General features: G+C 43.8%; 1 pseudogene. It reads left to right on the top strand.

The window, feature by feature from the left end:
* Positions 1 to 477 (top strand): annotated as a pseudogene (locus A3766_RS08155) (glucose-6-phosphate isomerase); the annotation flags it as partial.

The raw sequence follows: 477 nt of genomic DNA, 5'->3' as shown, positions 1-477 counted from the left end.
TGGCACAGGAGAGAATGGAGACTTACTGAACAACACAGAGGACAGAGGCGTCTTACATACGGCCTTACGACTTCCAAAGTCTAGCCTGACTCAAACTACTAGCTATTCGCCTAGCCAAGATATATTGGATGAAATCCTTGAATGTCGAATTCAAATTCAAGAATTCGTTGATAAAATACACCAACAGGAAGTTCTTGGTTACACCGGAAAACCCATTGATACTCTCGTTAGTATCGGCATTGGGGGCTCTTATCTAGGCCCCAAAACAGTTACCGAAGCACTATCACCCATCGCCAAAGAAGGCCTGAGTTGTCACTATATTGCTAACGTAGACAGTAGCGATAGCCACCAAGTGCTCTCTCAGATCGTACCTGAATCCACCATTTTCCTGATTCAGTCTAAGTCCTTCGGTACACAGGAAACACTTACAAATGCTCAAACTGTAAAGAACTTTCTACTAGAGCACGGAATGCTTCA

It is taken from the genome of Oleiphilus sp. HI0132, assembly GCF_001635845.1.
This window is presented reverse-complemented; position numbering and strand designations above follow the sequence as displayed.